Genomic DNA, 26754 nt, shown 5'->3' on the forward strand with positions numbered 1-26754 from the left:
CTTCCTTACAATTCTGTTAGGAGAAGAGAGTTGTCATTACGTTCAATGACCAGTAACGAAATATCATCACTAAATGCAGAACGACCATTCTGAATATCACTTTGATGTTCATTTTTTTGTACAGGATGCCAGCATTTCAATGACTGCTGTACTTGCCGAAAAACGGTTTGCACATTGTCGTGCTGACTGGCGGCCAGTAATTCTTGTAACCGTCGTTCGCCAAATAGCTCTTGCTCAGCATTTTCACACTCAATAATGCCATCGGTGAATAAATAGAGCCGATCGCCCGAAGCAAGAGTGAATGCAGTGTCCTGATAGTCCATCGAATCAATAAGTCCAACCGGTGGCCCCCCTTCACCAACGGGCGTAATCTGACTCGAGCTACTGACAATAAAGGGTGTCGGATGCCCAGCTTGACACAGCACCCCGGCCGCGGTTTGAACATCAATAACGCCATAAATAAGAGTGAAGTAAGTGGATATATCATCATTTTCTATACAAAAACGACGATTAAGTTCGTTGACAACTTTATGTGGCGGGGTAATCAGATAACCAGCGGGAGTATCTGCAAGTGAAATAAGTAAGTTATCCACCGTACGCCCATTAAGAAACTGGCGCGCAACTGACAGTGAGAGCATCGCCGCCGCCACACCATGCCCTGCAACATCAATACTATAAAAACCAATGTGTTGGTTGCCCAGTTGGAAAAAACTTAACAAGTCGCCCGAAACATAAGCAGATGGTATAAACATCCATTCAGCTTGAAAACCATTCACCATTAACTTTTCTGCAGGTAAAATACTACGTTGCAATTTTGCCGCAGCCTGCAAGTCATTTTCTATTTGTTCATAGGCTTGGGACAGTTTCTGATTACGAGCATCGAGGGTTGCCTCTAGCATTAATATCCGTTCACCCGCATGTAATCGGGCGCGTAACTCACTTTGATTGATCGGTTTTGATAGAAAATCATCGGCGCCCGCATCTAATCCCGCGATCAAATCCTCGATGGATTGCCGCACGGTTATCAATACTAAATAAATATAGCGATCGGTATAATGTTTACGGATAGTTGTACAGAGTTTCACCCCATCCATAACCGGCATTTCCCAGTCACTGATCACCATATTGATGGAATGACTCTCTAGGATAGCCAAGGCGTCTTGACCATTTTCTGCTTCAAAAACAGTGAATTTCCAATTTTTCAGTAGGTTAACCAGTAAAAAACGATAACTTGCTGAATCATCAACAACAAGAATAGAGGTCACACCTGTAGCGGAAGGATGTGGTTGCATAAGTTACCTAAAAGCTTCATATCAACATAATTTATCAAGCATTATCTTCACTAGAGAATGCTCATGTCCTTGAACTTTTCATACTTACGAAAAACATTATGCACATTTAACTATTAACAACGTAATTCAGCTTAGCACAGATTTTTACACCTTCAATTTACAAGGGTAATGTCCAACTAAAATTGATTGTTCCACTACGAAAGTTAGCATTGGCATTCTGCCGCCACGGGTAGCGAGTCCCAGTATAATTATCATAATGAATTGACCAGGAACCGGGAGCATAGCCCGACGTATAGCCAACACTATAGGTATAATCATAATCCCACGGCTGTTGCTGTTTATGGTCTGGGTAGTAAAATGCAGATAAACGCAAGAAATAGTGCTGTAGTAAGGTATAACCACAACTTCCTAGCAAGCTACTTTTATTTTCTTCTATACTTGATGAAGCGTCAGAGAAATAACGCGGCACATAACTATAGCCAACCTGACAAACTAGCGTATCACCTTTGTTAATCAATAATGCGGACTCTACGGGCTTAGGTAGGGTGAATTTATAACCTAACGTCCAAGCACCTTGTTCAAATCGAGTACTCTGGGCACCTGCAGCCGGGAAAAAACTATTATTATCGCTGTAATTACCATAGACCAGGCTGAAAGTTCCTGGATGCCAATCATCATAACCAAAACTATAAACGTAATTGGTACTGTATTTACTCGTATTTTGTAATGGGACACGAACTGTCATATTGGCAAAAAAGTAACTTATCGGGGAATATTGCATGCTAAAGAGCCCCCGTTGATTTACCTTGTATACTTCTTCCGAAGAATATCTCCCTGTAGGGACATTAATCAGACTTTTTTTCAATGGCGAACTATAGGTTAATGCCGTCGAAAATGTGTCATCATTACCATAGAAAAGGCGAGACCAAGGGCTGGTAAATAATTTAACCTCGGGTGTGTTAGCTGTTTCACTCGCAGCTACTAGTGGGCTAAAAAATATCCCACTAAGTAACAACCTGAGTGGTTTGTAGTATTTCACTTAAAGTTACCCTCCCCCCAAATATCCTTGTTGTACCCACGAATAGTCCTGTCACTGGAAAAATCGCCCATACTACTTATCGTGGTTAATGCTCTCTTGTGCCAACTGTAAGTATCACTATAGTCGGTCAACGCTTGATATTGCGCAAGACAATAACTGTCAAAATCAGCCAAATGAAAATAGTGGTCACCGTGACTCACTAGCATATGGAATATCGGTGAAAATAGATTTTTATTCGGATGAAAAATACCTGAAATCAGTAAATCAACAGTCTCTTTAATTTCTGGGTGAGATAAATACTCGTCATACGACGATCTCCCTCTAGTTCTTTGCTCAGAAATTTCATCCGCGGACAAGCCAAAAACATAGAAATTCTCATGGCCAACAGCATCTCTGATTTCAATATTAGCGCCATCTAACGTTCCGATAGTTAAAGCACCATTCATGGCCAGCTTCATATTACTGGTACCCGAAGCTTCAGTACCCGCAGTTGATATCTGCTCTGATAAGTCAGCGGCTGGAATAATACTTTCAGCTAGTGAGACTTTATAGTCTTCTAAGAAAACCACTTTAAGTTGTTCATTGACCCTGGGATCACTATTTACTTTCAGAGCAACTTGATTAATCAACTGGATAATCAATTTAGCCATTGCATAACCTGGCGCAGCTTTCCCCGAAAAAATATGTACTTTCGGCGAAGCAATATCTTTTCCATTCAAAATTTTCTGGTAAATGTTTATCACATAAAGGATGTTGAGCAATTGTCGTTTATATTCATGAATTCGTTTAATCTGACAGTCGAACATAGCTTCTGGATTAATAATAATCCCTTGCTGACGCGTAATTATATGACTTAACTTTAACTTATTAAATTTTTTTATTTCAGCCAGTTCAGCAATAATGTCACGTTCGTTCGCTAATGATTTCAGTTTGCTCAGACGTGTCAGATCAGTAACCCATTCACCGCCTAAGTGAGAGTCCAGAAACGCCGATAACCGGGGATTAGCCTGCTGGATCCAGCGACGAGGTGTAACACCGTTCGTTTGATTGGTGAACTTCTCAGGCATTAAATGATAGAAATCAGGTACAAGATTAGATTTAATTAATTCCGAATGAAGTTTAGCTACCCCATTAACTTTATGACTGCCAATAATAGCAAGATAAGCCATGCGCACTTTCTTTTCAGGCGTCTCTTCTATCAAAGACATTGATACTAACAAATCCGTACGTTCCGGGCGCCATCTATGTATTTCCAGTAAAAAACGGCGATTAATTTCATAGATAATTTGTAGATGCCGAGGCAGTAACAGCTCAAACAAATTGACTGACCACTTTTCTAATGCCTCAGGCATTAAAGTATGATTGGTATAGGCGCAAACTCGTTGTGTCAAATCCCAGGCGATATCCCAATCAACAGTATGTTCATCCACTAATATTCTCATCAGCTCAACAATAGCCAGCGCCGGATGGGTATCATTAAGTTGAATGGCCACAAACTCCGGTAACTGATTAATATCATTGGAAAGTAAAAAGAAATCATGCATGACATCGCGTAATGTACAAGCCACCAGAAAATACTCTTGTGTCAAACGTAATTCCTTCCCTGCCAATACTTCATCGGAGGGATAAAGCACTTTAGAGATATTTTCAGATGCTATTTTTTGATTCACCGCTTTCAGATAATCACCATGATTAAAGATATGAATATCAAATGAATCTGAAGCGCAAGCACTGTATAGCCGCAACGCGTTTACGGTATGATTAATGAACCCAGAGACCAGATAATCGTGAGGTACACCAATAATTATTTTCCAATCCATCCACATTGGATTGTAATGTCCTTGCTGGTCTTCTGCTTCAACTATGCGGCCATATAGCGGAATTATCATTGCCTGACTTTGATGTTCTATTAGCCAAGGTGAGTGTGCCGAGTGCCAATCATCAGGCTTCTCTACTTGTTGTCCATCCTGAATTTGTTGGTGAAACAAGCCATATTCATATTTGATACCGTGACCAGAACCAGCAATATCCAAAGTTGCCATTGAGTCAATGAAACATGCAGCCAGACGACCCAGTCCTCCATTACCTAACGCCGCATCTTCTTCACCTTTAACAATAACTTCAAAATCTACCCCAAGAGATTCTAATGCAGCTTTGGCTACCTCCATCATTCCTTGATTTATTAAATTATTCCGCAGAGATTGACCAATCAAAAACTCCATAGAGATATAGTAAATGCGTTTTTTTCTTGCCTGATGATGTCGTTCTCGAGTATTAAAATAATCATCAGTTTGGTTGCGGCGCACAACTAATGCTAATGCACTAAAAATGTCACTGGATGATGCCGTTGACAATGTCACCCCGAGAGAATATTTCAGTTCATAGAGAATACAATTACGTAGTTTAGTAATTTGATTCTTATCTGCAGTCGATGAAGTATTTTTCACTGCTGACCTCTTGATAATATTGAGTTGAGAAAATACAAATCAGTTAGGAATGAATCTTCTGCCAACATCATATTTTGCTAATAGCCATAACATTGTTAAAGCACAGAGATGAACCAGTGTATTTAGCAACCATGCTCGGTGCCATAAGCCAAAATCCACTACCTGACTAACCAGTAAAACCACATACACATGGATAATAAAAACATACAAAGAGTGTTGGCCTAGTGTTATGAAGAACCAACCGCATATCTTATTTATTGGTTTCCAAAAGTAACTCAACACCAGATAACACGTTGTTAGCAGACTGAAATCATTGATAATACGCAGTGGACCCAGTGCATTCTTTTCAGCAAAGTTCAGATAGAGCCAATTGAAGTTTTCCGCACTTATAGTATGGAGTCTTGTGTTATAGGGTATAAATGGATTGGTATGATTCTGTGCAATGAACATCATGACCAGCGTAAATAATACTGTAACTGACAAACCCAAAAATCCGGCCTGAGTGCGTGCTAAAGAAAGCAACTCTTCTTTGTACCAGCCAATCGTCATCCCTAAGACATAAATAAATTGCCAAGCCAGAAATGGAAAAGCAAACTCAAACTCTGCCGATGTCAGTCGTATCCCGGTAATATGGTTAGTGATATATAAAGCCAGAGATAACAATAGCAATACACCGACCCACCGGCGTTGCAATAAATAGATAACGATAGGACTCGCCAACAACAAATAGAAATACAGCCCCAAAATCTGACTCTGGTGGGGGCCAATCTGTAAGTAGAGCACCATGTTAAACCAGGTTTCCTTTAGCTGATCGTAAAGCGGATATAGCGTATAACTTAGTTCTGAAAAGCGATCAGTAAAATGGGTTACTTCGAAAGTCTTTATGAAAGTTAATTTAGTTAGAAGGAGAATACTAAGTATAATCACTATATTAACTACATATAATTTCGCTGCTCGTCGGTATATTGAATAGCTTATAGTGAGTAGAGCTTCTTTTTTTAAACGTTGGCGATTGATTACACCCAACATAAATCCCGAGAGAATAACAAACCCTTCAGCGCCAGTTGTTAGGCCAAAACGTTCCCAGGTCAAGATGTTCAATACTGACATCACTTCAATGTGGGCTACCACCATCATCACCAGAGCAATGCCTCGCAGCAGATCAATCCTTAGATCGCGCTTATCTGATGACATATAGCGAAGCGATTTTACCCAAGCAGGTATTGTCCTACATTTATCCTCAAGCACAGAAAATGCGTGAATCATCCAATCACCCGCAAAAATCACCTGTCGATAAAAAGGGGGCAGCATTAATTTATCAGCCTAACCCACTTCCCTTTGAAAACATTAGCTCCTTTTAACTGTAGAACAATGCAAGCAATAGGACAATTTTGCTTAAAATTAATAATTTTATATAAATTGCAGGATGTGCCATAAGCATGCAAAACATTGCATTCCACTAGTTCAGACAGGAATACTCGGTGATAGGCGATTGTCTCTCCACGCCTTTGCGCGGCGATTCAGAAAAAATAGCAGTATCAGGTAATGTCATATGACCTGATAGCCACATTGATGAACTTAGTGCTTTCCTGGCAACATTCTAACCAACGTATTATCGCGCATAATATAGTGATGAAATATTGCCGCCGCCGCGTGTAAACCCACAATGAAGTAACCCGTATTGGCAATAAGTTCATGAATGTTTTTTAAGTTATTCTGCATAGCACTATTTTCAACCTCCGCTATCGGCATCGCATAAGAGAAAAATGACCATTCCACATGACCATAATACAGAGACAACATGCCAAGTAATGGCAAGCTGATAAACAAAAGATACAACATGCCATGAACGGTTTTTGAAGCTGCGATTTGCCAGCGTGGAGGGGTTGGGGTGATATCAGGATCTTTATTTATCACTTTTAGTATTATGCGGATTAACATTAAAATAATGACACTGACACCTAGGGTATAATGGATGGTCTTCATCAATGCACGAGTATCACTGCCCTTAGGGACAAATCCTTTTAATTCCATTGCTGCATAAGTGAGTACAACCAAAATAAAAATAATCCAATGGAATAAAATTTGGCTTGGTGCAAACTTTCTGTTCATGACTCGCCCCTGAATGTTGATACTTTAATTTATGCCCATGACATTAAGTCAACATTAGGCGGTTAAAATACCCCTTCTGATCGTCAGCTATTCCTTATAAAGCGCTGCCCCGTTCTGTTCTCAGCCAGAGAAAGAACCAAATAGCATACCCACCCCCGATGACATGCCCATTGCAAGCGCGCTCCAGAAGGTAATACGGATAACTCCTGAGCGTATTGGTGCCCCGCCCGCTTTCGCCGCAATCCCCCCCAAAATAGCCAAAGAAACCAATGCTGAGAGAGCAATGGCTGGAATAGCCCAGCTCGCCGAAGAGATTACCGCAACAAACAAGGGCAATATCGCCCCTGCTGAGAAACTCGCTGCAGAAGCCCACGCAGCCTGTAATGGCCGGGCAGTAGTGATTTCTGATATCCCCAGTTCATCACGCGCATGTGCACCTAACGCATCATGATTCATCAATTTTTCAGCCACTTGCCTAGCTAGTGCCACATCGAGACCCCGATGGATATAAATCGAAGTCAGCTCCCGAAATTCACCTTGAAAATCAGCATCAAGCTCTGCTTGCTCTTCAGCCAGCGCAGCTTTTTCAGTATCTGATTGAGATGATACCGAGACATACTCTCCGGTTGCCATCGACATAGCACCAGCCACCAGACCAGCGATACCAGTCAAAAGAATACTTTGATGTGTTGCATTGGCAGACGCGACCCCCAATAACAAACTTGCCGTAGAGACGATCCCATCGTTAGCACCCAGAACTGCGGCCCGGAGCCAGCCTATTTTTTCTATGCTATGCCGTTCTCTGTGCATCGTGGTGCTCCCTTTACCAAAGTGAAATTTCAGAGTTTATCAAGACGCTCTTGTATATCCTGATGGCAGCCTTAATTTTAGTCTGTGATTCATACCACAAGCGACAAAGAGTTCACCACCAGCAAAATATCATAATCATAAGTAAGGAAAAAAACCGCGATACACACTAACCCAAAGTGCAAGGGGAATGGCCAACGATGATGCCGCGTTCTGCCATCATTTCTTCCAGATTGCGTAGGCTAAGCGCATTAGCCCACCAGCGCAGCCACTCAGGTTCAGAGTGTGTGGAGTTAATTGGGGGGGCTGGTGGGCTAAAACGAAAACGGTCGCTAAAAGCGACCTGTAGTTACAATACCGATAACCAGACTACTTACAGCTGACGGAATGCTTCCAAAGCTAAATTGTGATCATAAGGGTAAATAGTTTTTGGCCCCTCAAAATCATGCCCTGCAGCAAACGTTAAGCCATTATTTCTTGCTTCTTTATCCACATCTTTTCTATATTCTCTTTCAATAAGTGAAAGTTTAAATTCAGAGTTACCCCTAGATTCTCCCTTATCATTTAAAACATGAATTACAGGAATACTATCGAAGCTGACATTTTTAATACTTTTCATGCTTGAAGCCACATCAGAAATCTCGACCTTTGGGGTAAGATTCTCAGACTTCATAGAAGATTGATTTTGCAATGCAAGATGATTTACCGTACTAACTAATTTCATTATCTATGACTCCATACTTGTGTAATTAAGAAGGAATTTTATATTCGAATCCGCTCGAAAAAACTTTCATATTTAAGTTATTTGCCGTAAAAATAAGAAAAATTTAGCAAAAATAGAGGGAATTGAATCTAAACAACGAATTTTGTTATTTCCTTTACTGTCTGCTCAGATCGCTCTTCTTCCCGCTCCACACCAATCCCCTTCTTCCTACCCAATTTAGCTGCGACCGTTAATGTCGCTCCCGATCCCAGAAAGAAATCAGCGACGACATCACTGGGGCGGCGATTGGAACGGATAATATATCGGGAGTCTATAGCACGGAGAAATTCTGAAGCATTTTGCGTAGCTATGTCACAGTTCATTTTTAAATAATTTTCAATGAAAAACTTCATTGATATTAAAGAGAAGCAATCCTCATCAAGAATGGCAATACCCATGTCCATCCTCCGTTTTTTTATGTAAATTACCGAAAAAATGCATAATTAAACATTTAACACACGATACACAAATGACGACAGCGAAGTTGAGATGGCCGTTAAATATATAACAATAAAGTGGCGACACATTGTTTCCATATTTTAGTCAACCATTTACCCCATACTTAAACAAATAGAAATTTAATAAATTGTCGTTGTTGGTAGCGCACTCAGTTTTATTTTTCAAAAAATTATTGCATCTATTTAAGTACATTAGTCTTACGTAAAATAAAAACGTGAATTTTAATATCAACCTCGAACCCCCAGATTAATCATTAATCAAGTTTACTTAGTTGATGTTTGTTTTGGCTTTGCGCCAGTTATTTTTATTTCATCAAATGAAAACTCTTTTTATCCATGTCAATAATGATTTTTTCAGCTATATCTCTGTTAGCATCGAACGACGTGGTTGTACTCCCGGTTATGATAATGCTTCCTGGATGTTGTTTTAACCACTATCCTTCGCTCTGTGATAACGCCGCAGAAAAATATCCATTGCAGAGTTTCTCTCACTATCAAAATATGTCCAAAGAACATCCATGCCATTATTATAAATGTCGACAGACGGTTTAACCCTCTTAGGGCCATAGTATTTTCCAGTTAACTTGATATTGTCATTAATATAATTCTCAATGGTACTGATGTATTTTAAAGTGTTACTTCCCGTCGTAGCGTTACTAAACACTTTATTCATATCTACTATAACTACATTTCCATTCTTGGGAGGCCTCATGACATCATGATCACAAACTGAAATCATGAATGCAAAAAATGAGTGAGTACTTAAGCAGATTATTCATTTTTCACCCGATACGTATACAGTTCGTAAAACATTCATCGATATTTAATTTGGCAAGTAAATCTATTTCATGCCAATAGATTTACTTGGTCAGAGTTAATGTAGTTGTGCTGTTATAAGTTTACCACTCAACTATCATGCCAACATTATATACCACCCCCTCGAGATTCCCCGCGTTCGTTGAAATGCCTGTTTTAACCGCAAGGCTCTCATTAAATCTATAGCCGCTCCCTACAGCAATCGCTTGCTCTGATTCGTAACCACCCACTGCCGCAGTAAAACTAAATTTACCAACGCCATAGGGTTGCATGAGCCCGTTCAATGCGGCTTCGGTCGCTAAGCCTCTATTGACTTTTTTATCCAACTTCATAATGCACGGGCTGACATCCTAGTCTCGGCTTCGCGGAGAGTACTGATGATCTGTTCGTCGGAAAAACGCTTCTTCATGTTGTTTATGAAGACATGACTAACATCGCAGGGAGCAGGTCAGTAAAGAATGGCTGGTATTAGCTGTTTAATTGAGGGTGTTTTTTGTACAGTTTTGCAGAAGAAATATTAAGTCGTTGGAAAACCCACGGAAGCATAAGCTCCCGTGAAGTTTTATAGACATGTCAATATCACATGTGTTTAATGATAGCGTTGCCAAACTCTGAGCATTTCAGCAGCTTAGCGCCTTCCATCAAACGTTCGAAATCATAAGTCACTGTCTTGGCCTGAATCGCGCCTTCAGTACCTTTAATGATTAAATCAGCGACTTCAGTCCAGCCCATATGATGACGCAGCAGTAGACATACCAAAAGCCGGTAACCACATGATTCATAGATGGTTATCGGCTTTTTTTATTCGCTCAACACAATTAAAAGTGACGCTTATAACCGATTGATTATTAAGTGAAGAAAGATAGTTTTGCAGAAGGACTTTTCAACCGCGATAGAACTCCCCACTGTATATGCAAACAGTCACAGGGCGAAGTGGAAACATGATAGTTGAACTGGTTTACCATAAGCGAAATGTGGAAGAGATACCGGGTGCTAATGGTCTGATCCTGGCTGAACTAACCAAGCGAATACATCGTGTATTCCCTAAGGCAGAAGTTAAGGTTAAGCCAATGCAGGCGAACGGTATCAATACCAATGCCAACAAAGGTGATAAAGCCATCCTTAACCGCCTGCTTGAAGAAATGTTTGATGAAGCCGATCAGTGGCTGGTTTCAGAACTTTGAATTTTTAGTCCGGGCAATTCAGCCCGGATTCGTTATATACATTCTGCCTATTCTGATCCCTCGATTTCACCCACCGGCTGATGTGATCTCCTCCCTGAAAACAGCGCCAGTCTAAATAGCTGTTCCAAATAGTAGATCACTCGAAAGGAATTCAGTCCGATTTAAGCGATCTGATCAATCGCTGAATATCCCAAACCACCAACCGGACTGAGTTATACCGATCATAGCATCGATACCCCGCGACGAAAGACGCCTGATACAGAAAACTATTCATCAAACACGCGACAAAGATCATGCCCGCAGACTGACCGCTATGTTGATGCTTCATCGTGGTGACAAAGTCAGCGACGTTGCAAAAACGCTTTGCTGCGTGCGTTCATCATTGGGGAGCTGGATTAACTGGTTCACGGTTTATGGTATTTGAGGTCTGAAATCATTGCCCTCAGGGCGCGGACGACGCTGGCCGTTTGAGCATATTTGCGCATTGTTGCGTCAGTTGATTAAACACTCGCCGGGAGATTTTGGTTATCAGCGATTTCGCTGGAATACTGAACTGTTAGCACTAAAAATCAATGAGATAACAGGCTGTCATCTACATGCTTCAACGATACGCCGCTGGCTTCCCTCTGCCGGGCTGGTCTGGCGGAGAACGGCACCCACGCTGCGTATTCGCGCCCCGCATAAAGAAGAGAAAATGGCCACCATCGCAGAAGCGCTTGCAGGATGTACGCCGAAAATCCCGTATTTTACGAGGATGAGGTGAATATCCATCCCAACCAAAAATCGGTGCCGACTGGCAACGGCGGGCCAGCAAAAACGCGTTGTCACGCCGGGGCAAAATGAAAAATATTATCTGACCGGTGCGTGGCACGGGAAAAGTCAGCTACATCGGTTGTTGCAGTAAAAAATCGGGTTTATTTATCAGCCTGTTAAAGCATCTTAAAAGTACCTATAGGCGGGCAAAAACTATCACACTGATCGTAGATAACTACATTATCCATAAAAGCCGTGAAACGCTGAGATGGTTGAAGAAGAACCCAAAATTTATTGTTATTTATCAAACAGTCTACTCGCCGCGGGTCAACCACACAGAGCGATTATGGCAAGCATTACATGACACGATAACCAGAAATCACAGTTGTCGTTCGATGTGGCAATTACTGAACAAAGTGCGCCACTTTATGAAAATGGTAAGCCCATTCCCTGGTGGGAAACATGGTCAGGCAAAAGTGTAGCGGTATTAGGAACAGTTATTCAGGCATGCAAAATGCCGCTTTCACATATGAAAATTTCAATTATTTTTGGAGGGCTTACAATTAAGCTAATGTAACTATATAATGTAATTGAATTTATCTAAAAATAAGTCAAGGATCAGACGATATGGATACCTATGAGGAGTTTGAAGAACGCCACCCGTGGGCTACTGGATATGGTGATAGCGCGCAAAGAGAATCTAACCGGCTAAATAATATCATTGCAAATAAGCAGAATGAGCTTCTTCAGACAATGAACAACGTTGCCAATAAATATATAAAATGGAGTTTAGCCAAAGATAAATTTATCTCCGAGGTAATAGCATATTCCTCTGATATTATAGCGAAGACTAATACTGGTGAGTTTTCATTACCTGAAGCTGTTTCTGCATTGGATAATGAAATTGCGTCATTAAAAGAACAAGATAGAATATTAACAAGCAACAGAATAAAACAAGCTATAATTTTAAAGAGAGAGGTTATAGAAGAATTCAATAAGAACAAAATAAAAGAAAATAAGAAAATAAGAAAATAGTAATCGCTGCTATAGGTTTTGTATCTGGCGGTTTACAAATTGTGGCTGGCCTTGGACTAATTGAAACTGGTCCAGCTGGCGGGTTGATGCTAGCTCATGGTTTTAATAACACTATTGAGAATGGTTATTATCTTCTTTACCGTGAGGATTATGTCGGCCCGGTGAGATTTGTGTATCGTGGCCTAGCAAAACAACTTCTCAATATAGATGAATCTGGTGCAGACGTACTTTACTCCACTGTAGATATATCAGTTTCATTAAATAGCCTATTCGGATATAGACTTGAACCAGACATACAGAGATTATTTAGATATATAGATGCAGACCTTATCACTGGTTTAACTAAGAAAGGGATAAGACTAATGACTGCTGGCGATATTTTTTTAGAGATAGTGGGCGATTACAATACTGCATACGGCCAATATCTATCATACAAGGGTTAAATAAATGGATTTTTTATATATTACCTTATCAACAGCAGTATTGTTTATTTTATATCCAATAATTAAAAAACTTGCCAATTCCAACGATAATTACAGTCAATTTGCAGCTATTGCTGTGGCGTCAATATCGCCATTATTCCACTTTTACGTTTCGAATTTCGATGTTATTCCTGTTTTTAAAATAGATATAAATAACAAAGAATTCCTTCAGTACACATCTCTAGTTTTTGGTTATTTAAGTGCTGCACCATATATTATTGCAAGAAGAAAAATCGGCGTTTAATTAGTTACTGGGAAAGTTATCCACTACAAATCATAAATTTCCCAGTCCGCTATTTAGTAAGCCCGTTCATCCCAAATACTATAGCCACTTGTCCCTGCAATATGATGGTTCCAGGTTATGCTTTTATAACGTAAAGAAATTGTTCCCTGAGGTTCTGAACCTGTATGAGTCACACTATGTGGATGAAATACAGCTAGATCTGAGATGGTTGCATCAGTAATAGAAATACTGTAGTACAGTTATTGAGCCCCCGATTGGTTAGTACGATAACAATCAAAAGTCGCAGTTAATAATTCATTATCTGAGATGGCAACCGCAAGTAACGGTGACGATTTATCAATAGGTTTTTTTATTGTGATAGGATGGTGGCTTGCATTTTGTTCCCTTGTCATTGAATGCGAAAGACTGTATATGAATATTTTATCTAGATGGCTTTCCTGTCCCTTATTACCTATCGAATCGACGCTTGAACAACCAGCAGAAATCAGCCCTTGTTTATTACCACTCAAGGTTAAATAAATTGAGTTAGCCATGTATATCCCTAATTTTATAGTTAATATCCTGTCTGAATATTAACTTTTTATATGGCAGGGTTACAAGTATTAAAGCTCTCACCGTATCTCCATGTAAATCCAGATATGCTTCCCGTTTATTTGTAGCGAATGTTGTAAGAGAGAATGGGCCGTTTAAGCGGGATACTTACAAGGGCATCGATCACGGAAAATGACCGATAAATATAACGACGACAGAGGGAAAGACTGGGCTGTTGTGGAGGTCAAAGCGGGGTAAATTTACAGGGGTTTTGGGGAAAAGTTTTGGGGAAGAATTTTTCTCTCCAATAAAAAACGGGAACCATCAGGCTCCCGTTGTCACATCATCAGCCAAGCTGATTACATGTGTTTAATGATAGCGTTGCCAAACTCTGAGCATTTCAGCAGCTTAGCGCCTTCCATCAAACGTTCGAAGTCATAAGTCACTGTCTTGGCCTGAATCGCGCCTTCAGTACCTTTAATGATTAAATCAGCGGCTTCAGTCCAGCCCATATGACGCAGCAGTAGACATACCAAAATCCGGTAACCACATGATTCATAGATGGTTATCGGCTTTTTTTATTCGCTCAACACAATTAAAAGTGACGCTTATAACCGATTGATTATTAAGTGAAGAAAGATAGTTTTGCAGAAGGACTTTTCAACCGCGATAGAACTCCCCACTGTATATGCAAACAGTCACAGGGCGAAGTGGAAACATGATAGTTGAACTGGTTTACCATAAGCGAAATGTGGAAGAGATACCGGGTGCTAATGGTCTGATCCTGGCTGAACTAACCAAGCGTGTGCACCGTGTATTCCCTAAAGCTGAGGTCAAGGTTAAGCCAATGCAAGCGAACGGCATCAATACCGACGCCAGCAAAGGTGATAAAGCGATCCTTAACCGCCTGCTTGAAGAAATGTTTGATGAAGCCAATCAGTGGCTGGTTTCAGAACTTTGGAACAACGAAGGCACTGTTAACAAAGGCTTACGCCACAATATATCGCGCGAGAACCGTAGGTAAACGAACTTATACTATCAGCTAATTGTGCGCCGTTTACGGACTGCTGCATCGTTTAGGGCGTCTCTCAATAGGGCGGGTTGTAACGTTGTGAGCAAGGGGTTCCACGCCCAAACCACCGAAAATTCCGTCTGGCCTGTAAATCGATTTTCCTGATTTTTCCATCGCTTATCTGCAGACAGTATGATAAATATACATGACATTAATAAGGATATCGAATGGATTTCAAGGATGAATCAGATGTCAGACCTACGCTGTGTGTTCACTGAAGGCAGTATCGCCTTGCCTGCTGATTACCGTGAGCAGACCGTCAATATTTTGATTGCCCCGCAAAAGCCCTCACTCAATATTTCCCGTGACCAGTTACGCCCGGACGAAAGCTTTGAAGCCTATCTCACTCGCCAGCGTGAGGTATTGCAAAAAGGTCTGCGCAAGTATCAGGCTCTCGACGAACAGCCAGCAGTCTTGGGCGACAGCCTGTTCCATGGCATCACGCTGCTTTACCGTTACCATCCGCAAAAAGGCCAGACACTGCATCAACGTCAGGCGGCGTTTTTGGTTTCGGCCTCCACCGTGCTGATTTTCACGCTGACCAGTGCTCATGTCCTGAGTGAACAGGATGAAGCCTTCTTCTCTGATTGCTTAAACAGTTACCAACACCCCTAATCTTTCGCACACGGACAGGAGCGAATACTCATGCTGGAAGCGGCACGCGTCGGTGATCCCATCGGCCATTCTCAGGCTCTCGCCGGGTTGATTGGTGGAACTATTTTAGGCGGAATCATCAACGTTGCCGGGGGCATTCTGGGCGGGATGCTGTTTGCTGCCGGGTGCGCGTCTGCGTGTCTCGGTGTCGGTATTCTGCTGATTGGGGCCTCGATTGCCGTCGGTATGGCGGCGAACGCCCTGGGGGAGAAAGCGCGGGATGCCGGTGTTGAGGCAGGGGCCGGTTCGATGAGTCCCAGCGGTGCCATTATCACCGGATCGGGCAATGTCTTTACCAATGGCAAAGCGGCGGCTGTTTCGTCACTCAGCACGGTGAACTGCGACAAGGACAAGGCTCAGCAGGTGGCACAGGGCTCATCCTCTGTGTTTATCAATGGACTACCAGCCGCCCGCAAGAGCGATAAAACCACCTGTGATGCGACCATCACGGCGGGATCACCCAACGTGTTTATTGGTGGCGGTACGACCACCACGGAAGCCATCACAACTGAAATTCCCGCTTGGGCCTACACCGTGTCTGACCTGACGATGTTTGCGGCGGGCCTGATAAGTTTTGGGGGGGCGGCCAGCAAGGGGCCGGGTGCGATTCAAAAACTGTTTTCCAAATTGCCGGGAGCCGACAAGATTGCCAAAATCGCCTGTCGGTTGGCCCCTCTGGCCATCGTCGCAGGGGTGGCCGGTATTCTGGCTAAACCGGTGGACGTGACGACCGGGCAGAAATTCCTCAATGATGACGACGAACTGGATTTTACTCTCGACGGTGAATTACCCCTGTTCTGGCAGCGTCGCTATCTCAGCAGCCATGTCTATGAGGGCGTGCTGGGACGCGGCTGGAGCCTGTTCTGGGAGAGTGAACTGCGGCAGGTGGAAGACGGTATTCTGTGGCGTAACACCTATGGCGACTTCATTCCCTTCCCGGATGTGCCCGCAGGCCACCAGACGTTCTGCCCTGACCAGCAGTGCTGGCTCACGCATCATGAGAATGGCCGTTGGTCTGTCCACGATGCGGGCGAACTGCGTTACCACTACCCGGCCTTTGATGCCGACGGTTTCGCTTCGCTGAGTGTCATCAGCGATAATGTCGGTAACCAGCAGTCATTCCACTACAACGCACAACGGCAGATGGAGAGCGTCACCTGCACCCGTGGGCAAACCCTGCGCTGTGAGTACCATCCCGAACTGAATCGTCTGACGGCAGTCTGGCAGCACACGGTGTCTGGTGAGGTGCTGCGTGCCCGTTACCAGTATAACGAGAAAGGGCAACTGGTGGCGGTACAGCACCGGGGTGAGGCGGTGATGCGCCGCTTTGGCTGGGATGAACATAACGGTTTGCTACTGTGGCATGAGAATGCCACCGGATTGCGTTGTGACTATCAGTGGCAAGAGATTGACGACATCTGGTGTGTGGTTGAACAGCACACCAGTGAAGGTGATGGTTATCGGCTGACCTATGATGAAGAGCAGCGTCAACGTATTGCCACCTGGCAGGACGGCAGCCAGACGGTGTGGGCGTTGGACGAACACCGTCGTGTCAGCCGTTACACCGACCGCTCTGGCAACACGCATCATCTGTTGTGGGACGACGTAGGGCAACCCGCCGGTTACCGCTCGCCGCTGGGGCATCTGCGCCAGTGCCAGTGGGATGAACTGGGTAGGCTGGTGTCGGTCACCGAGGCCAATGGTGCGAAAACGCGCTGGCAGTATCAGCGCAACAGCGACCGACAGACGTTTGTGTTCTGGCCGGATGGCACGTCAGAACGTACCCAATGGGATGAACAAGGACGGGTAGTACAGGAAACCGACCGACTGTTGCAATCCACCCATTATCATTACCCCTGTGACAACACGCTGTTGCCGAACCGACTCACCGATGCGAGAGGCGGCGAGAATCAGCTAAGTTGGAATATGCAGGGACTGCTGACAGGTTATATCGACTGTTCCGGCCAGCCGACGACCTGGCGCTACGATACCTTGGGTCAACTGCTTTCCCGCCGCGATGCGTTGCAACAGGAAACCTGCTACGAGTATGACGCGGCAGGCCAACTGGTCACACTGAGCCTGCCGGATGGCTCCACAGAGCAGTTTGGCTGGTCTGAAGCCGGGCTGTTGCTCAGTCATCAGTTGGGGAACAATCTGCCCCGCCATTGGCATTACAACGCCCGTGGGCAAACCCTGAGTACCACTGACCGCCTGAACCGGACTATCCGCTACAACTACGATGTTGAAGGGCGTTTGCTCAGTCTGGATAACGACAACGGTGGCGTGTATCGCTTTACCCGTGATGCGGAAGGCCGGTTGCTGGACGAACAGCGCCCGGACGATACCCGTTATGGCTACGCCTACGATGCCGATGGGCAGATGAGCACGGTCACCCAACGGGGCACGGCAAACGATGAAGGCCAACGGCCCGAGAAACCCAGTCAGCTTGTCTACGATGCCGCGGGTCGGGTGATTGAACGCCAGACACAGACCGAACGGGGGGAATACCAGTGGGATGTGATGGGCAACTTGCTCAGTGCCAGCCGCACCCCCACAGAACAGGGTGAAAAACTGGGTATCCAGCCCAATACCGTCACTTTTGAACGGGATAAACTGGGCCGGGTCGTCAGTGAGCATAACGGCGCAGAGGCACTGACCTACCAATACGATGCGTTGGGCAACCTGACCACGTTGGGACTGCCGAATGACGACCAGTTCCAGTATCTCCACTACGGCTCCGGGCATGTCACCGCCATCCGCTTCAATGACCAGATAGTCAGTGAGTTTGAGCGGGATGCATTGCACCGGGAAACCAGCCGCACCCAGGGTAGCCTGATACAACACCGGCAGTATGACCGTCTGGGGCGTCGCCAGTGGCAGGGCAGTATCAGCCATCGGATTACCGAAGCACTCACATCCCCGGAGCAGGGGATGTTGTGGCGAGCCTACCATTATGATGACCTGCATGAACTGGCGGCGGTGGAAGACAGTAACCGGGGCACGGTGAGCTATGGTTATGATGAAGAAGGACGGCTACGTCACGTCTACTCGGCACACAGTGGACAAGCCTCGGTGCATTATGACCGGGCCGACAATGTGCTGATGCTGCCGCTACAGACGCCAGAGAGTTCACCCCATACCCGTGGCAGCGAACCTTACCGCGATAACCGCCTAACACACTGGGAGCAGTGGCAATATCAGTATGATGCCTTTGGCAACATGCTGACAAGGCAGGACAGCGCCCGTATCCAGCGTTACCGCTACGACGGAGATAACCGGTTGGTGGGGGCCAAGGGGGACGGGCCGAAGGGAGTGTTTGAAGCGCAGTACCACTATGATGCGTTGGGCCGCCGGTTGAGCAAGACCGTGACTCATCGGCAGGAGCGGCACGAAACGCATTTCCTGTGGCAAGGATTACGGTTATTGCAAAGCCGCACCGCAGACAGCCAGCAAACCTACTGTTACGACCCGAACGAAGCCTATACGCCGTTGGCCTGCATTGAACGGCGCTACGGTGAAGACCAGTTGTATTGGTATCATACCGACCTGAACGGCTCACCGCAGGAAGTGACCAACAAACAGGGCGAGATGGTGTGGTCAGGGCAATATGGCGTGTTTGGGCAGGTGACCCGCCAGACCGATGCGATGTGGCGCAACCTCAGCAAACCGCTGGGGCAGTTCAGGCAGCCGCTGCGTTATGCCGGGCAATATCTGGATAAAGAAACCGGGTTACACTACAATACTTACCGCTATTATGCACCGGAAGTCGGTCGGTTTATCACGCCTGACCCGATCGGGTTACTGGGCGGACTGAATTTATATCAGTATGCGCCGAATCCGTTGAGTTGGATTGATCCGCTGGGTCTTGACGTTATTCGTTTAAGGCATTATACGAGTAATAAAGGTTTTGAGGGTATTAAAGAAAGTATGACAATCAAGGCGGCAGATCAAAATGCCGTATTTGCTACAAAAGCAAAAGGAAAACCTTTAAGTGCAGCTGATGCTTCAGATAACTTTAAAATAAAGCAGCATCATGCTCGAAATTATATCGACTTCGAAGTTGATACGAAAAATCACGATATTGAATTTAGAAAAAATAATTTGGGAGTTGAAGAGTATAAAATAAAAGGTGATGTAAAATTAGATAAAAAAACCACTAATTTCTTTAAAAGGTGCTAGGTATATGAAAAAAATAAATGGTTTATCTATCGACGAGCTAAAGGAAATATTTTCCTCAGTTGAGGAGCTTATTGTTGTTACTGATAAAGTCACGTCAGGATTTGATAACCATACGAAAATGGCTCTTGCTATATTATTGTTCTTTAGTGAAAGTAATATATTGGACAGATTATCAAAAGTAAGGAGAATCATTAATGCTGAATTGGAGTCAAAACTGTCAGGAGCCGAATATGATGAGTGGATAGAAACAGAAGTAAGTTGTTGGGATCCTCCTTACAATAAAACAGAGGAAGATTTATTAGAAATGCAAGATGAAAATTTACTTTGGACTAAGTATCCATAATAGGGGTTCAACGCTCAACGGAACGGTTTCACACGTTAAGGCTATTTTGTCCGTTAAATCAAAAACATTATAGACAGTGAAAGTCATACCGAAAATGGCGTCTAATAAATCGAAAAACGGCACATAGTACACATGCAGGTTTTGTCGCATTAACATTGCTGTATCGGCAAAAATTGTGTTGCCTATTTTTTAGGCGGCCAACCAATAAAATTGTTCTGTCGGTGATAGATGCTCTCCGGCAGGGTGCTGAAGTTGCCCTTTACGTATCATATGAGCCTATTCTGAACCCTCGATTTCACCCACTGGCATCTCCAACCGCAAATCCACCCATCGCCCATGCGGAATATCCACCGGCTGACCATCGCTGTAGCCGTCCCGTTTATTCTGGGCAAATGGCGGTGAGTTGGGTGTGAGCAGTGATCAATCAGAAAAATCATCATCCCTGCTCCGCGGCGGGAATATACTTATAAATTGTCTTAGGTGACACTTCCAATACCAACGCAACCTGATGCAACGTTGCGCCGTTAGCAAACATACGCCTTGCTCTCTCAATAACCTCATCAGTCATAATACGACGCCGCCCTCCTATCCGCCCTTCCGCTCTCGCAGCTACCAGCCCGGCACAGGTACGCTCGACAATTAACTCTCTTTCCATTTCCGCCAGCGCACTCATAACATGAAAAAAGAAGCGCCCCATCGCCGTTCCTGTATCAATACTGTCCGTAAGGCTACGGAAATGAACGCCCCGATTCTTTAAATCTTCAACCAACGTAATGAGGTGTCTGACGCTGCGGCCAAGGCGATCTAGCTTCCAGACTGTCACCGGTAGATAGATGGCGCATGGCTTTTTTCAATCCCGGCCGGTCGGTGGATTTTCCGCTGATTTTATCCTCAAAAATCAGGTCGCATTTTGCACTAATTAAGGCATTACGTTGCAATTCGGTGTTTTGGTCATTTGTTGATACCCGGATATAGCCGATCAGCATGTTGATTTCCCCGAAAAAATAATCGGAGTGTGTCACAGCAAGGCTGGTGACTAAAGAAAGTGTTGCCGCCGGTGCTCTCGTAAACCTTGGTTTGGGCGAAGTCATTGCCGCCGCCGCTGATGCACTGAAAAAAAGCGCCAACCTTTCTGACTTAACCAATAAATCTACTGCTAGATCTGCATTAGAGCTAGGGACTGCTGCAACCCGTGACGCTGGAACCGGAGTGGGACAGTTAATGCCAGTGGGCAGTTTTGGTATTGGTGGCGCATCGGTCAGTGTACCAACGGGATTTAACCTGCCTGCCCACATCAAGAATAATCCCGGTTTAATGTTTAGCGGTGGCGCTGCTAATGAATATACCAACTCCATCGCCTCTTTTGGTGGGGAGTGGTTCGACGTGATTATCTTCAATCATGGCGGTGATTTTTTGTCCATGATGGCGCTCAGTCAAAGCGGCAAGATTGCCACGGGAAGCTATACCAATGGTGTATTTTCCGGCTGGAAAGCTACCGAGGACAGCGGCGTATTTTCTTTTATTGGTGAGCCAATTTATTACCCATCAGCCAGTGTCCCGATTGGATATATCAAGTGTAATGGCTCTGCTTTTGACAAGAGTCGTTACCCTCGGCTTGCTGCTCTTTATCCTACTGGGGCTTCGCTTGATTTGCGCGGCGAGTTCTTATCACCCGTAAATTCCATGGATTAGGTGATGATGAGGCTGCAGCAAAGGCTATCGCTATTGAGGCTAATAGCCGTTTTGCCCGTCAACAAATGGGGCAATTGCTCAAAGCGCGAGATGAGATCAGTCTCAAAACTGGTAAGGCAATAACAGTTAACTCTTGGCTGGATCGCTATCTCACTATCCAGAAAGAACGTTACGACAGTGAGGAAATAAAACTCAACACACTTAAGCAAAAAAATGCACCAGCCGAAGCGTTCAGACGTCATTGTGGAATGCTAACCCTTCCTGATGTTGGCGTTAGAGATATAGCCTTTGTCATTGAAGAGTATAAGGAGAAGGGGCAAAAACGGATGGCGCAGGTTGTTCGGATGGTGCTGATCGATGTGTACAAAGAAGCTCAACACGCTGGGGAGGTGCCGCCTGGCTATAACCCTGCTCTGGCCACCAAGCAACCAGCAAACAAGGTTACCCGTATTCGCTTGAACTTTGATGAATGGGAGTCAATATTTAATGCCGCTGCCAATATGCAAGGTTATATCCAAAATGCAATGCTTCTTGCCTTGGTTACCGGTCAGCGCTTAGGTGACATCGCTGGCATGAAATTTAGCGATGTTTGGGATAATCACCTTCATATCGTGCAGGAAAAAACGGGCACCAGAATAGCCATACCCATAACCTTAAAATGTGAGACTGTCGGTTATACGCTGCAAGATGTTATAGCACGGTGTCGCAATATGATCGTTAGTCCGTACATGCTTCATTATCATCATACAACATCAATGGCTAAACGTGGTGGTCAAGTATCTAGCAACGCAATCACTACCGGATTTTCGGCGGCCAGAGATAAAAGTGGATTGCAATGGAAAGAGGGTACCCCACCTACTTTCCTGAACAGCGATCCTTAGCAGAGCGGTTATATCGAGAACAAGGAGTGGATACTAAAACATTACTCGGACATAAAAATCAGGCTATGACTGATAAATATAATGATGATAGGGGTAAAGAATGGCTGGTATTAGCTGTTTAATTGAGGGTGTTTTTTGTACAGTTTTGCAGAAGAAATATTAAGTCGTTGGAAAACCCACGGAAGCATAAGCTCCCGTGAAGTTTTATAGACATGTCAATATCACATGTGTTTAATGATAGCGTTGCCAAACTCTGAGCATTTCAGCAGCTTAGCGCCTTCCATCAAACGTTCGAAGTCATAAGTCACTGTCTTGGCCTGAATCGCGCCTTCAGTACCTTTAATGATTAAATCAGCGGCTTCAGTCCAGCCCATATGACGCAGCATCATTTCTGCGGACAGAATAATAGAACCTGGGTTCACTTTATCCTGACCAGCATACTTAGGTGCCGTGCCGTGGGTCGCTTCAAACAGCGCGCATTCGTCACCAATGTTGGCACCCGGAGCAATACCAATACCGCCAACCTGTGCAGCCAAAGCATCAGAAATATAGTCGCCGTTCAGGTTCATACAGGCGATAACGTCGTATTCAGCCGGACGCAGCAAGATTTGTTGTAGGAAGGCATCGGCGATAACGTCTTTAACGATGATATCTTTGCCATTTTTTGGGTTCTTGATCTTAACCCACGGGCCGCCGTCAATCAGCTCACCACCAAATTCCTCACGCGCCAACTGGTAACCCCAGTCTTTGAAAGCGCCTTCGGTGAATTTCATAATGTTGCCTTTGTGGACCAGCGTAACTGATTCACGATCGTTGTCGATTGCATACTCAATCGCTGCACGCACCAGACGTTTAGTGCCTTCTTCTGAACAAGGTTTTACACCGATACCGCATTGTTCAGGGAAGCGAATTTTCTTCACGCCCATTTCATCACGCAGGAACTTGATCACTTTCTCTGCTTCTGGTGAACCAGCTTTCCACTCAATACCGGCATAGATATCTTCTGCGTTTTCGCGGAAGATCACCATATCAGTCAGTTCTGGGTGTTTTACCGGGCTTGGGGTGCCTTCGTAATAACGTACCGGACGCAGGCAGATATACAGGTCAAGCTGTTGACGCAGAGCCACGTTCAAAGAACGAATACCGCCGCCAACCGGAGTGGTCAATGGGCCTTTGATGGCAACGCGATAATCGCGGATCAAATCCAGAGTTTCTTCTGGCAGCCAAACATCTTTACCGTAAACCTGAGTAGACTTCTCACCGGTGTAAATTTCCATCCAGGAGATTTTACGCTCGCCGTTATAGGCCTTCTTAACTGCCGCATCCACTACGTTGATCATAGCAGGAGTCACGTCAACGCCAATGCCGTCGCCTTCAATGAACGGAATGATCGGGTTATTAGGAACGACTAATTTACCCTTAGCGTCGACCGTAATTTTTTTACCTTCTGCCGGAACAACTACTTTGCTTTCCATCAACCTCTCCTTCAGCGCAATTTTTGTTAATGCCTTGTAAGATTCTTGTCAATAGTACTTGAATATTCGTTTCACGCCAATCCAAAACGGATTGATGTATAATGCGCTAATCAACTGGAAGCGCAATCATCATGAATAAAATCTCTGTTAAAAATCACAAAGTTAACCGATTCAGCTCCCGCTCACAGGCGAAACCTGCGCCGGTGCAAGGTCCACGTCGCGTGGTGTTACTGAATAAGCCATTTGATGTGTTACCACAGTTTACCGATGAGGCTGGACGGGCAACATTGAAGGGATTTATTCCTTTTAATGATGTTTATGCCGCCGGTCGTTTGGATAGAGATAGCGAAGGTTTGCTGGTTCTGACTAACGATGGGAAATTACAGGCAAAACTGACGCAGCCGGGGAAAAAAACCGGTAAGGTTTATTATGTGCAGGTTGAAGGTGAGCCGAACGAAGAAGCGCTAAGCCTTTTACGGCAGGGCGTCACGTTAAAAGATGGCCCCACGCTTCCCGCTGGCGCTGAAAAAGTGTCGGAACCGGAGTGGTTGTGGCCAAGAAACCCGCCAATTCGGGAGCGCAAATCCATTCCGACCAGTTGGCTGAAAATAACGCTGTACGAAGGGCGCAATCGCCAAGTACGCAGAATGACGGCCCACGTCGGTTTCCCTACCCTGCGACTGATTCGTTTTAGTATGGGTAATTTTAGCCTGGGAGATTTGCAACCCGGTCAATGGAAGGAGATTAACGATGTTTAAACCTCATGTTACCGTGGCCTGCGTAGTGCATGCTCAAGGCAAATTTTTAGTGGTTGAAGAAACGATTAATGGCAAAGCGCTGTGGAACCAACCGGCCGGTCATTTGGAAGCCAATGAAACCTTGCTACAGGCCGCAGAACGTGAGCTGTGGGAAGAAACCGGTATCCGTGCGACGCCTCAATCCTTTTTACGCATGCACCAATGGGTTGCACCAGATAATACGCCGTTCCTGCGCTTCGCTTTTGTGATTGAACTGGCAACCATTTTGCCCACTCAGCCTCACGATAGCGATATCGATCGCTGCCTGTGGCTAACCGCCGATGAAATATTGCACGCGCCCAATCTGCGCTCTCCTTTGGTCGCCGAAAGTCTCCGTTGTTATTTACAGCCTGAGCGCTATTCGCTCGATCTAATTGGTACCTTTAACTGGCCACATTGATTCAGCCCGATAATTAATTGGCGTAATTTACCCTAAGCCGTGATTGTGCGGTGCGCCCCGACGGGCAACGTGATAAAATCCGGCGCTTGTTTTTGTAATGCCTTGTTTGCCGCGCAATGCGAAACGGATTATCCGTTGTCAGCACGCCCGGCGCTTAAGTTAGTGAGACTCCCATGTCAGATAACAGCCAGAAAAAAGTAATCGTCGGTATGTCCGGCGGTGTCGACTCGTCCGTTTCAGCTTACCTGCTACAGCAACAGGGCTATCAGGTTGAAGGCCTGTTCATGAAGAACTGGGAAGAAGACGACGATGAAGAATATTGCTCCGCAGCGACCGATTTGGCCGATGCTCAAGCAGTGTGCGACAAGCTGGGCATGGAGTTACACACCGTCAATTTCGCCGCGGAATATTGGGATAACGTTTTTGAACTCTTCCTCGAAGAGTACAAAGCAGGACGCACGCCGAATCCAGATATTCTGTGCAATAAAGAAATCAAATTTAAAGCCTTCCTTGAATTTGCCGCCGAAGATCTGGGCGCCGATTATATCGCCACCGGCCACTATGTTCGTCGCCACGATGTCAATGGCAAAAGCCAGCTGTTGCGCGGTCTGGATGGCAATAAAGATCAAAGTTACTTCTTATATACGCTGGGCCACGATCAGTTAGCACAAAGCCTGTTCCCGGTTGGCGAGCTGGAAAAACCGGAAGTCCGCCGTATCGCGGAAGCGCTTGACCTGGTTACCGCCAAGAAAAAAGACTCAACCGGTATCTGCTTTATCGGCGAGCGGAAATTCCGCGATTTCCTTGGTCGATACCTGCCTGCTCAACCCGGCCCAATTATGACCGTTGAAGGCAAACACGTCGGCGAACACCAAGGTTTGATGTACCACACTTTGGGCCAACGTAAAGGTCTGGGCATCGGCGGCACCAAAGAAGGTGGCGATGACCCGTGGTATGTGGTGGATAAAGACGTTGCCAACAATCTGCTGATTGTAGCCCAAGGCCATGAGCACCCGCGTTTGATGTCTACCGGTTTGATTGCTCAGCAATTACATTGGGTCGATCGCGAACCGGTTACGGCTCCTTTCCGCTGCGTGGTCAAAACCCGTTACCGTCAGCAAGATATTCCTTGTACGGTTACGCCGTTGGATGATGAACGCATTGATGTGCGTTTCGACGATCCGGTTGCCGCCGTTACCCCCGGTCAGTCCGCTGTGTTTTATCAGGGAGAAATCTGTCTCGGCGGCGGTATCATCGAATCACGTCACCCAGTTAGCGACCAATAATTTCGACAGGAG

24 protein-coding genes and 8 pseudogenes are annotated in these 26754 nt (G+C 45.0%); 16 read left to right on the plus strand and 16 right to left on the minus strand.

Annotation, left to right across the window (positions count from 1 at the left end; translation table 11 throughout):
* Positions 1-5: 5 nt before the first annotated feature.
* From AD970_RS00415 to AD970_RS18560, 10 genes and pseudogenes are all read right to left on the minus strand, one after another.
* Positions 6-1292, minus strand: a complete 1287-nt coding sequence (locus tag AD970_RS00415; RefSeq protein WP_049596375.1) for a PP2C family protein-serine/threonine phosphatase — start codon at positions 1290-1292, stop codon at positions 6-8.
* Between the two features lie 157 nt (positions 1293-1449).
* A complete protein-coding gene (locus AD970_RS00420) occupies positions 1450-2307 on the minus strand; it encodes a hypothetical protein (protein WP_084728102.1) in 858 nt (285 codons plus the stop codon).
* A gap of 20 nt (positions 2308-2327) precedes the next feature.
* Complete coding sequence (locus tag AD970_RS00425; RefSeq protein WP_049596377.1) at positions 2328-4778, minus strand: glycogen/starch/alpha-glucan phosphorylase; 2451 nt, start codon at positions 4776-4778, stop codon at positions 2328-2330.
* A 39-nt stretch (positions 4779-4817) separates the two neighbouring features.
* Positions 4818-5972 carry an OpgC domain-containing protein gene (gene opgC, locus AD970_RS00430; protein ID WP_235786890.1) on the minus strand — a complete coding sequence of 385 codons (1155 nt, stop codon included), beginning with the start codon at positions 5970-5972 and terminating at the stop codon, positions 4818-4820.
* Between the two features lie 384 nt (positions 5973-6356).
* Positions 6357-6890, minus strand: coding sequence for a cytochrome b (locus AD970_RS00435; RefSeq protein ID WP_049596378.1), 534 nt, complete (start codon positions 6888-6890; stop codon positions 6357-6359).
* Between the two features lie 120 nt (positions 6891-7010).
* Positions 7011-7700 carry a VIT1/CCC1 transporter family protein gene (locus tag AD970_RS00440; RefSeq protein WP_049596379.1) on the minus strand — a complete coding sequence of 230 codons (690 nt, stop codon included), beginning with the start codon at positions 7698-7700 and terminating at the stop codon, positions 7011-7013.
* Positions 7701-8070: 370 nt separating this feature from the next.
* A complete protein-coding gene (locus AD970_RS00445) occupies positions 8071-8421 on the minus strand; it encodes a hypothetical protein (protein WP_049596380.1) in 351 nt (116 codons plus the stop codon).
* Positions 8422-8549: 128 nt separating this feature from the next.
* Complete coding sequence (locus tag AD970_RS00450; RefSeq protein ID WP_049596381.1) at positions 8550-8858, minus strand: DNA methyltransferase; 309 nt, start codon at positions 8856-8858, stop codon at positions 8550-8552.
* Positions 8859-9817: 959 nt separating this feature from the next.
* Positions 9818-10066 carry a YadA C-terminal domain-containing protein gene (locus AD970_RS00460; protein ID WP_049596383.1) on the minus strand — a complete coding sequence of 83 codons (249 nt, stop codon included), beginning with the start codon at positions 10064-10066 and terminating at the stop codon, positions 9818-9820.
* 247 nt (positions 10067-10313) lie between these two features.
* Positions 10314-10472: pseudogene (locus tag AD970_RS18560) on the minus strand (NADP-dependent isocitrate dehydrogenase); the annotation flags it as partial.
* 203 nt (positions 10473-10675) lie between these two features.
* On the opposite strand from AD970_RS18560, the gene AD970_RS00465 reads away from it, so the two are divergent.
* The 6 genes and pseudogenes from AD970_RS00465 to AD970_RS00480 all read left to right on the plus strand — a co-directional run bounded on the left by AD970_RS00465 (position 10676) and on the right by AD970_RS00480 (position 13432).
* Positions 10676-10918 carry a DinI-like family protein gene (locus AD970_RS00465; RefSeq protein ID WP_049596384.1) on the plus strand — a complete coding sequence of 81 codons (243 nt, stop codon included), beginning with the start codon at positions 10676-10678 and terminating at the stop codon, positions 10916-10918.
* A gap of 214 nt (positions 10919-11132) precedes the next feature.
* Positions 11133-12153, plus strand: a pseudogene (locus AD970_RS19305) (IS630 family transposase).
* Positions 12069-12248, plus strand: coding sequence for a hypothetical protein (locus tag AD970_RS19810; protein WP_162199307.1), 180 nt, complete (start codon positions 12069-12071; stop codon positions 12246-12248). The pseudogene AD970_RS19305 and the gene AD970_RS19810 overlap by 85 nt, the downstream one beginning before the upstream one ends.
* A gap of 50 nt (positions 12249-12298) precedes the next feature.
* A complete protein-coding gene (locus tag AD970_RS00470) occupies positions 12299-12706 on the plus strand; it encodes a hypothetical protein (RefSeq protein ID WP_049596385.1) in 408 nt (135 codons plus the stop codon).
* A 41-nt stretch (positions 12707-12747) separates the two neighbouring features.
* Positions 12748-13149, plus strand: coding sequence for a DUF4225 domain-containing protein (locus tag AD970_RS00475; RefSeq protein ID WP_235786885.1), 402 nt, complete (start codon positions 12748-12750; stop codon positions 13147-13149).
* A 4-nt stretch (positions 13150-13153) separates the two neighbouring features.
* Positions 13154-13432, plus strand: a complete 279-nt coding sequence (locus tag AD970_RS00480; RefSeq protein ID WP_049596387.1) for a hypothetical protein — start codon at positions 13154-13156, stop codon at positions 13430-13432.
* A gap of 53 nt (positions 13433-13485) precedes the next feature.
* Here AD970_RS00480 and AD970_RS18575 read toward each other — a convergent pair.
* Positions 13486-13965, minus strand: a pseudogene (locus AD970_RS18575) (Hcp family type VI secretion system effector).
* 166 nt (positions 13966-14131) lie between these two features.
* On the opposite strand from AD970_RS18575, the pseudogene AD970_RS20405 reads away from it, so the two are divergent.
* Positions 14132-14221: pseudogene (locus AD970_RS20405) on the plus strand (hypothetical protein); the annotation flags it as partial.
* 101 nt (positions 14222-14322) lie between these two features.
* Here AD970_RS20405 and AD970_RS18585 read toward each other — a convergent pair.
* Positions 14323-14490: pseudogene (locus AD970_RS18585) on the minus strand (NADP-dependent isocitrate dehydrogenase); the annotation flags it as partial.
* Between the two features lie 191 nt (positions 14491-14681).
* Here AD970_RS18585 and AD970_RS00485 point away from each other — a divergent pair.
* From AD970_RS00485 to AD970_RS00500, 4 genes are all read left to right on the plus strand, one after another.
* Positions 14682-14987 (plus strand): DinI-like family protein, encoded by a 306-nt coding sequence (locus AD970_RS00485; protein ID WP_084728092.1) that lies wholly within the window; start codon positions 14682-14684, stop codon positions 14985-14987.
* 237 nt (positions 14988-15224) lie between these two features.
* Positions 15225-15650, plus strand: a complete 426-nt coding sequence (locus tag AD970_RS00490; protein ID WP_235786886.1) for a DcrB-related protein — start codon at positions 15225-15227, stop codon at positions 15648-15650.
* A 30-nt stretch (positions 15651-15680) separates the two neighbouring features.
* Positions 15681-19868, plus strand: coding sequence for an RHS repeat-associated core domain-containing protein (locus AD970_RS00495; protein ID WP_084728093.1), 4188 nt, complete (start codon positions 15681-15683; stop codon positions 19866-19868).
* 4 nt (positions 19869-19872) lie between these two features.
* Entirely contained in the window at positions 19873-20211 is a 339-nt protein-coding gene (locus AD970_RS00500; RefSeq protein WP_049596389.1) for a hypothetical protein, read from the plus strand.
* A 189-nt stretch (positions 20212-20400) separates the two neighbouring features.
* On the opposite strand, the pseudogene AD970_RS19460 reads toward AD970_RS00500, so the two are convergent.
* The 3 genes and pseudogenes from AD970_RS19460 to AD970_RS00505 all read right to left on the minus strand — a co-directional run.
* A pseudogene (locus AD970_RS19460) lies at positions 20401-20484 on the minus strand (IS6 family transposase); the annotation flags it as partial.
* A gap of 3 nt (positions 20485-20487) precedes the next feature.
* A complete protein-coding gene (locus AD970_RS20645) occupies positions 20488-20628 on the minus strand; it encodes a phage tail fiber protein (RefSeq protein WP_456294425.1) in 141 nt (46 codons plus the stop codon).
* Positions 20629-20647: 19 nt separating this feature from the next.
* Positions 20648-21197: pseudogene (locus AD970_RS00505) on the minus strand (recombinase family protein).
* Positions 21198-21633: 436 nt separating this feature from the next.
* Here AD970_RS00505 and AD970_RS20650 point away from each other — a divergent pair.
* Entirely contained in the window at positions 21634-21903 is a 270-nt protein-coding gene (locus AD970_RS20650) for a phage tail protein (RefSeq protein WP_456294426.1), read from the plus strand.
* Positions 21879-22906: pseudogene (locus tag AD970_RS00515) on the plus strand (tyrosine-type recombinase/integrase); the annotation flags it as partial. The gene AD970_RS20650 and the pseudogene AD970_RS00515, both read left to right, overlap by 25 nt.
* Positions 22907-23005: 99 nt before the next feature.
* On the opposite strand, the gene icd reads toward AD970_RS00515, so the two are convergent.
* On the minus strand, positions 23006-24259 hold the full coding sequence (gene icd, locus AD970_RS00520; RefSeq protein ID WP_049596391.1) for an NADP-dependent isocitrate dehydrogenase: 1254 nt from the start codon (positions 24257-24259) through the stop codon (positions 23006-23008).
* A 131-nt stretch (positions 24260-24390) separates the two neighbouring features.
* On the opposite strand from icd, the gene rluE reads away from it, so the two are divergent.
* The 3 genes from rluE (at position 24391) to mnmA (ending at position 26742) form a co-directional block, all read left to right on the plus strand.
* The gene (gene rluE / locus AD970_RS00525) at positions 24391-25017 is read left to right on the plus strand and encodes a 23S rRNA pseudouridine(2457) synthase RluE (protein WP_049596392.1); all 627 of its coding nucleotides are present in this window, start codon (positions 24391-24393) and stop codon (positions 25015-25017) included.
* A complete protein-coding gene (locus tag AD970_RS00530) occupies positions 25010-25456 on the plus strand; it encodes an NUDIX hydrolase (protein ID WP_049596393.1) in 447 nt (148 codons plus the stop codon). Before rluE ends, AD970_RS00530 begins: the two co-directional genes overlap by 8 nt.
* 173 nt (positions 25457-25629) lie before the next feature.
* On the plus strand, positions 25630-26742 hold the full coding sequence (gene mnmA, locus AD970_RS00535; protein WP_049596394.1) for a tRNA 2-thiouridine(34) synthase MnmA: 1113 nt from the start codon (positions 25630-25632) through the stop codon (positions 26740-26742).
* The last annotated feature ends 12 nt before the right edge of the window (positions 26743-26754 follow it).

The sequence above is a fragment of the Yersinia nurmii genome, assembly GCF_001112925.1.
Lineage (GTDB): Bacteria > Pseudomonadota > Gammaproteobacteria > Enterobacterales > Enterobacteriaceae > Yersinia > Yersinia nurmii.